Source organism: Actinomycetospora rhizophila (genome assembly GCF_042657905.1).
Classification (GTDB): Bacteria; Actinomycetota; Actinomycetes; order Mycobacteriales; family Pseudonocardiaceae; genus Actinomycetospora; species Actinomycetospora rhizophila.
Genome location: NZ_JBHSKG010000026.1, coordinates 74,491 through 80,667 on the forward strand (window position 1 = coordinate 74,491; position 6,177 = coordinate 80,667).

Below are 6,177 nucleotides of genomic sequence, written 5' to 3' on the forward strand. Positions count from 1 at the left end.
ATGGACACTCACATCACCGATCCGGGTGGCGCACCGGCGCCGAGAACCGGGTCGCGCACGACGAACGGTCAGGCGACGATCGAGTGGCCGTGTCGCGGTTGACGCCGACCGTTCGTCGAGGTCGGCGTCGTCGTGTCAGCCTGGCGGCCACGCTGACGTCGGACGTCAGGAAAGCCACCTCGATCACGAGCGCGGCGCTCGTAGGCTCGTGACCATGACGACCGCACTCATCGTCGTGGACGTACAGCTCGACTTCTGCGAGGGCGGCTCGATGGGCGTCGAGGGCGGCGCCGCGACGGCGTCGGCGATCAGCGCCTTCCTGGGGCGCTCGGCCGGGACGTACGCCCACGTCGTCGCCAGCCGCGACTACCACGAGGACCCGGGCGACCACTTCTCCTCGACGCCCGACTTCGTCGACACCTGGCCCCCGCACTGCCGCCTCGGGCACCCGGGCGCCGCGTTCCACCCCGACCTCGACGTCCACCGCCTCGAGGAGGTCTTCAGCAAGGGCCGGTTCGAGGCCGCGTACTCCGCGTTCGAGGGCCACGCCTCCGACGGGCACCACCTCACCCCGTGGCTGCGCGACCGCGGCGTCGACGCCGTCGAGATCGTCGGCATCGCCACCGACCACTGCGTGCGCGCCACCGCCCTCGACGCCGTGCGCGCGGGGTTCACGACCACCGTGCACCTCGACCTCACCGCCGGGGTCCTGCCCGGGACCACCGCCCGCGCGCGGGCCGAGATGGCCGGCGCCGGCGTCACGCTGACGGGGACGACGCGCTGACCCCGGTTCCCGAGGGAACCGATCGGCCCGGCTCGTAGTCTGAACCGTCGTGGGAGACGCGAGCACGGACACGGTGGTCGGGCCACCCCCGGTGGCCGAGCTGCTCGCGGCGGCGGTCTCGGCGCTGGGCGGCAGCGAGCGCGAGGGCCAGCAGCAGATGGCCGCCGCGGTGGAACGCGCGCTGCGCACGGGCGAGCACCTGGCCGTCCAGGCGGGCACGGGCACCGGCAAGTCGCTGGCCTACCTGATCCCCGCGGTGCGCCACGCGCTGGAGGGCGAGCAGGCGGTCATCGTCGCGACGGCCACCATCGCGCTGCAGACCCAGCTCGTCGACCGCGACCTGCCGCGCCTGAGCAAGGCCCTCGAGCCCGAGCTCGGCCGCGAGCCGACGTTCGCGATCCTCAAGGGCCGCGCCAACTACCTGTGCCGCCACAAGATCGAGAGCAGCGCCCAGGCCGAGGACCCGGTCGACGAGCAACTGTTCGACCCGTTCCAGGTCTCGGCGCTGGGCCGCCAGGTCACGCGGCTGCACGAGTGGGCCGAGAAGACCACGACCGGCGACCGCGACGAGCTCGTCCCCGGCGTCCCCGACCGCGCGTGGCGTCAGGTGTCGGTCAGCGCCCGGGAGTGCCTGGGCGCCGCGCGCTGCCCGGTCGCCGAGGACTGCTTCTCCGAGCACGCCCGGCACGCCGCCGGCGCCGCCGATATCGTCGTCACCAACCACGCGATGCTGGCGATCGACGCGATCGAGGGCCGCGCGGTGCTGCCCGACCACGACGTGGTCGTCGTCGACGAGGCCCACAACCTCGTCGACCGCGTGACCTCCGTGGCCACCGGCGAGCTCACCGCGGCGACGGTCACCGCGGCCGCGCGCCGCTGCGGCAAGCTCGTCGACCAGGCGCTCTCCGACGGGCTGCTGGACGCCGGCGAGGGCCTCGGCACGGTGCTGGAGGACGTCGTCCCGGGCCGCTGGGAGCACCTGCCGGAGCCGGTCGGGCGGATGCTCTCGGCGGTCCGCGACCGGGCGTGGGCGTGCCGCCAGGCGCTGGGGCCCGACCGGGAGAAGGGCGGGCGGGACGACGACGCGACGTCGCGGAGATTCGCCCTGGCGCTGGTCGAGGAGGTGCACGACGTCGCCGGTCGCCTGCTCACCGCGTTCGACCGGGAGGACCCGGCGACCCGGCCGGACGTGGTGTGGTGCAGCGATCGCGAGGTCGGGTCGACGACGGTGCGCGCGCTGCACGTCGCGCCGCTGTCGGTGGCCGGGCTGCTCGCCTCGCGGCTGTTCGGTCGCTCGACGGTGGTGCTGACCTCGGCCACGCTCGCGCTCGGCGGCTCGTTCGACGCCCTGGCCCGGCAGTGGGGGCTGCCCGCCGGCGGGTCCGAGCCCGCTCCCCCCGACGACGGGTCGGGCCACGGCAACGACCCGGCGACCAACCTCGTCTGGCACGGCCTCGACGTGGGCTCGCCGTTCGCGCACGCGAAGGCCGGCATCCTGTACGTCGCCCGCCACCTGCCCCCGCCCGGGCGCGACGGGCTCTCCCCCGCGATGCTCGACGAGATCGAGGGGCTCGTGCGGGCGGCCGGCGGCCGGGCGCTGGGCCTGTTCTCGTCGATGCGCGCGGCCAAGCAGGCGGCCGAGGACCTGCGCGGACGCTGGGACGGCACCGTGCTCTGCCAGGGCGACGACTCCACGGGCACGCTGGTGACGAGGTTCGCCGCCGACGTGGAGAGCGTGCTGTTCGGGACCCTGTCGCTGTGGCAGGGCGTCGACGTGCCCGGCGAGTCTCTGCAGCTCGTCATGATCGACCGCATCCCGTTCCCGCGCCCCGACGACCCCCTCGTCTCGGCCCGCCAGCGCGCCGTCGACGCCCGCGGCGGCAACGGGTTCCTGACGGTGTCGGCGACGCACGCCGCGCTGCTGCTCGCCCAGGGCGCGGGGCGCCTGCTGCGCGGCACCGGCGACCGCGGCGTCGTCGCCCTGCTCGACTCCCGCGTCGCCACCAAGCAGTACGGCGGCTTCCTGCGCGGCTCGCTACCGCCTTTCTGGACCACCCAGGACCCGGCCGTCGTGCGTGGCGCGCTGGAGCGGCTGCGGGGCGCGTGAGCCGGTGACGGCGCGCCTCGACATCAGCCCGCGGTGATCGTGGCGGCTTTCCTGACGTTGAACGCCGGCGTGGCCGCCACGCTGACCCACCCCGTGCGTCAGGGCAGGCGGGCGAGCAGGGCGTCGGCGAGGCGGTCGGGGGCGTCGGCGGTGCGGCGCAGGAAGAGCTCGGGCTCGATGAGCTCGAGCTCCATGACCACCGGCTCGCCGTCGACGCGGACCAGGTCGACGCGCGCGGCGGCGACGTCGCCCGGCGCGCGGGCCAGCGCGGCCTCGGCCACCTCGACCTCGCGGGTGGTCGGCGTGTGGTCCTCGAGGCGCCCGCCGTGCTTCTCGTGCACGAGGAACCCGCCGGCCGCGGGGACCTTGCGCACCGCGTGCGACCACCGCTCGCCGAGCCGGATCAGCGACACCTCGCCGTCGCGCCCGATGCTCTCGACCGCCGGCTGCACGAGGACGTCGCCGACGCCGAGCAGGTCGCCGACGGTCCCGCGGAGGTCCTCGGGGTGCCCGAGGAACGTGCCGCGCCCGCCGGCCGACACCGCGGGTTTGACGACCACGGGGCCGCGCCCGAGGTCGCCGGGCACCGCGGTGCCGTGCTCGAGCAGCGTGGTCGGCACCGTCGGCACGCCGGCCTCCGCCAGCTCGACGAGGTAGCGCTTGTGGCTGTTCCAGGTCAGCACGGCCAGCGGGTTCACGAGCGTGGTCGCGGCGTCGACCTTCGCCGCCCAGGCGAGGAAGTCGTCGCGGCGCTCGGTGTAGTCCCAGGTGGTGCGCACGACGACGAGGTCGGCGTCGGCCCAGCCGGCGGAGTCGTCGTCCCACGGGGCGTCGGCGGCGTCGAGCCCGCGCGCCGCCAGGGCCGCGACCAGCGGGCGGGTCTCGGCGTCCGAGCGCTCGCTGCGCACCCGGGACCCGGCGACGAGGACCCGGGTCACGGCGTCCCGCCCCGGGCGGCCACGCACGTCACCGTGCCGGGCGCGACCTCGGTGAACCCCGCGTCGCGCACGGGGACCACGCCGTGGCTCTCCCACGCCGCCCGGCCCGTCGCGTCGGCGTCGAGCGCCGCGATCCAGCGGGCCCAGTCGTCGCGCGCCGCCGGGCGCACCGCCGCGTCGAGCGCGAGCGCCGGGTCGGCGCCGTCGGCGGCCAGCACGGTCGCGAGGATCATGCTCGCGTGCCCGACCTGCGCGGCGGCCTTCCCGACGGTCTGCTCGACCTCGGGGCTCAGCCAGATCACCGGGCGGCCGGCCGGGGGTGGTCCGGGCTCGTCGGCGGGGAGCTCGGTGCCCCCGATCTGCAGCCGGCGCACCTCGTGGGGCACGTCGTCGACCGGGCCGGGCACCAGCGCCCGCGCCAGCTCGCCCACGGTCACCCCCGGGACCTCCTGCACCGCGCGCCAGTGCGCCGTGCGCGCCCGCCGGGACAGCTTGCGGATCCGCCCCGCACCCGCCCAGGTCGCGACGGCGTCGAACCACTCCCCCTCGGGGGCGGCGCGCTCGTCGAGACACAGCGCGAGCGCGGCGGCGGCGGCGGCCTCGAGCACGGCCGTGCGCGTCGGGGCCTCCCGCTCCAGGCGCAGGACCAGGGTCATGGCCCGGACGACACCGTCCGCGGGCTCCCCGTCGTCGGAGCCCCACGGCATCGGCTCGTCCACCAGCCACGGGCACACCCGCGCCGCCAGCGGCGTGAGGGCGGAGAGCCGCGGGGTCAGCGAGGTCACAGCGGGACCCGACGCAGGAGCCCCTCCGCGGCGTCGGCCACCTCGATCTCGTCGCGGGTCACGCCGAGGATGAACAGCACGGCGTCCAGGTAGGGGTACGACAGCGCCGTGTCGGCGGCGGCCGCGACGACGGGCTTGGCGTTGAACGCCACCCCGAGCCCGGCGGCGGCGAGCATGTCGAGGTCGTTGGCGCCGTCCCCGACGGCCACGGTCTGGTCGAGCGGGACGCCGGCCTCCCGCGCGAAGCGCTCGAGCGCCTCGGCCTTGCCGGCGCGGTCGATCACGGTGCCGAGCACCCGCCCGGTGAGGCGCCCGTCGACGACCTCGAGGTGGTTCGCCGCCGAGAAGTCGAGGGACAGGTCGTCGACGAGGCGGTCGATGATGCTCGAGAAGCCGCCCGACACCACGCCGCAGCGGTAGCCCAGGCGCTTGAGCGTGCGGACGGTGGTCCGCGCCCCGGGGGTCAGCTCGAGCTCCTCGGCGACCTCGTCCAGCGCGCTGACGGGCAGGCCGGCGAGCGTCTCGACGCGCTTGTGCAGCGACTCGGCGAACTCGATCTCGCCGCGCATCGCCGCCTCGGTGATCGCGCGCACCTCGTCCTCGCAGCCCGCCCGGGCGGCGAGCATCTCGATGACCTCGCCCTGGATCAGCGTCGAGTCGACGTCGAAGACGATGAGGCGCTTGGCGCGCTGGGCGAGCCCGACGCGCTGGACGGCGACGTCGCAGCGTGCCCGGCGGCCGGCCGCGGCGAGCGCCTGGCGCAGCGCGGTGTCGTCCGGCGGGTTCACCGCCGGCAGCGAGACCCGCAGCTCGAGCCCCGTGACGGGGTAGTCGGCGATGCGCCGCACCCGGTCGATGTTGACGCGCAGGGCCGCGAGCCCGCGGGCGACCTCGGCGAAGTTGGCCGCGGTGATCGGGCGCCCGAGCACCAGCACGACGTGGGTGGAGAACGGGTGCACGGCCGAGGCGTCGCCACCGGTCTCGACGCTGACCGTCAGCCCGAGCGAGGGCATGGTCAGCTGGAGGGCCGCCTCGAGGCGGGCCGGGTCACCGGGCAGCGTGACGAGCGCGGACAGCGTGATGCGGCGGTGGATCGTCGCCTGCTGCACGTCGAGCATGGCCGCCTCGTGCTCGGCCAGCACCGCGAACAGGGCCGCGTTGACGCCCGGGAAGTCCGGCCCGGTGACGGTCACGAGGACCGGCACCGGGTCGGGCCCGGGGTCTGCCTCCGGCGAGACCGGGTCCGCCAGCACGGCCGGGGGCTCCGGGATCACACCGTCGGTCGGGTGGTCGGGGACCGCGCGGCTCACTTGTTCCGGGGGTCGGAGCCGGGGAGGTGCTCCTGGCCGGTCTGCCCCGCCGCCGCCTCGCCGATGGAGGCGTGCCCGGAGCCCACGTGGGCCTCGAGCCGGATCCGCTCGGTGAGGTGCGGGTAGTGCAGCTCGAACGCCGGGCGCTCGGAGCGGATCCGCGGCAGCTCGGTGAAGTTGTGCCGCGGCGGCGGGCACGACGTGGCCCACTCCAGCGAGTTGCCGTGACCCCACGGGTCGTCGACCTCCACCG

The 6,177-nt window shown here is 75.9% G+C and carries 5 protein-coding genes and 1 pseudogene; 2 read left to right on the forward strand and 4 right to left on the reverse strand.

Annotated elements, in window-relative coordinates:
- The first annotated feature begins 214 nt into the window (after positions 1–214).
- Both ACFPK1_RS30945 and ACFPK1_RS30950 read left to right on the forward strand, forming a co-directional pair.
- The gene (locus ACFPK1_RS30945) at positions 215–784 is read left to right on the forward strand and encodes an isochorismatase family protein (RefSeq protein WP_378024796.1); all 570 of its coding nucleotides are present in this window, start codon (positions 215–217) and stop codon (positions 782–784) included.
- A 49-nt stretch (positions 785–833) separates the two neighbouring features.
- A complete protein-coding gene (locus ACFPK1_RS30950; RefSeq protein WP_378024797.1) occupies positions 834–2,891 on the forward strand; it encodes an ATP-dependent DNA helicase in 2,058 nt (685 codons plus the stop codon).
- Positions 2,892–2,989: 98 nt separating this feature from the next.
- On the opposite strand, the gene ACFPK1_RS30955 is transcribed toward ACFPK1_RS30950, so the two are convergent.
- From ACFPK1_RS30955 to ACFPK1_RS30970, 4 genes and pseudogenes are all read right to left on the reverse strand, one after another.
- Complete coding sequence (locus ACFPK1_RS30955; protein WP_378024798.1) at positions 2,990–3,829, reverse strand: ATP-grasp domain-containing protein; 840 nt, start codon at positions 3,827–3,829, stop codon at positions 2,990–2,992.
- Positions 3,826–4,536, reverse strand: a complete 711-nt coding sequence (locus ACFPK1_RS30960; protein ID WP_378024800.1) for a peptidyl-tRNA hydrolase — start codon at positions 4,534–4,536, stop codon at positions 3,826–3,828. The genes ACFPK1_RS30955 and ACFPK1_RS30960 overlap by 4 nt, the downstream gene beginning before the upstream one ends.
- A 74-nt stretch (positions 4,537–4,610) precedes the next feature.
- Positions 4,611–5,864 carry a phosphoserine phosphatase SerB gene (serB, locus tag ACFPK1_RS30965; RefSeq protein ID WP_378024801.1) on the reverse strand — a complete coding sequence of 418 codons (1,254 nt, stop codon included), beginning with the start codon at positions 5,862–5,864 and terminating at the stop codon, positions 4,611–4,613.
- A gap of 56 nt (positions 5,865–5,920) precedes the next feature.
- A pseudogene (locus tag ACFPK1_RS30970) lies at positions 5,921–6,177 on the reverse strand (cytochrome ubiquinol oxidase subunit I); the annotation flags it as partial.

Excerpts from the sequence above, each read along its gene's own strand:
- ACFPK1_RS30945 (WP_378024796.1), top strand. The coding sequence starts at position 215 with ATGACGACCGCACTCATCGTCGTGGACGTACAGCTCGACTTCTGCGAG.
- ACFPK1_RS30960 (WP_378024800.1), bottom strand. The coding sequence starts at position 4,536 with ATGCCGTGGGGCTCCGACGACGGGGAGCCCGCGGACGGTGTCGTCCGG.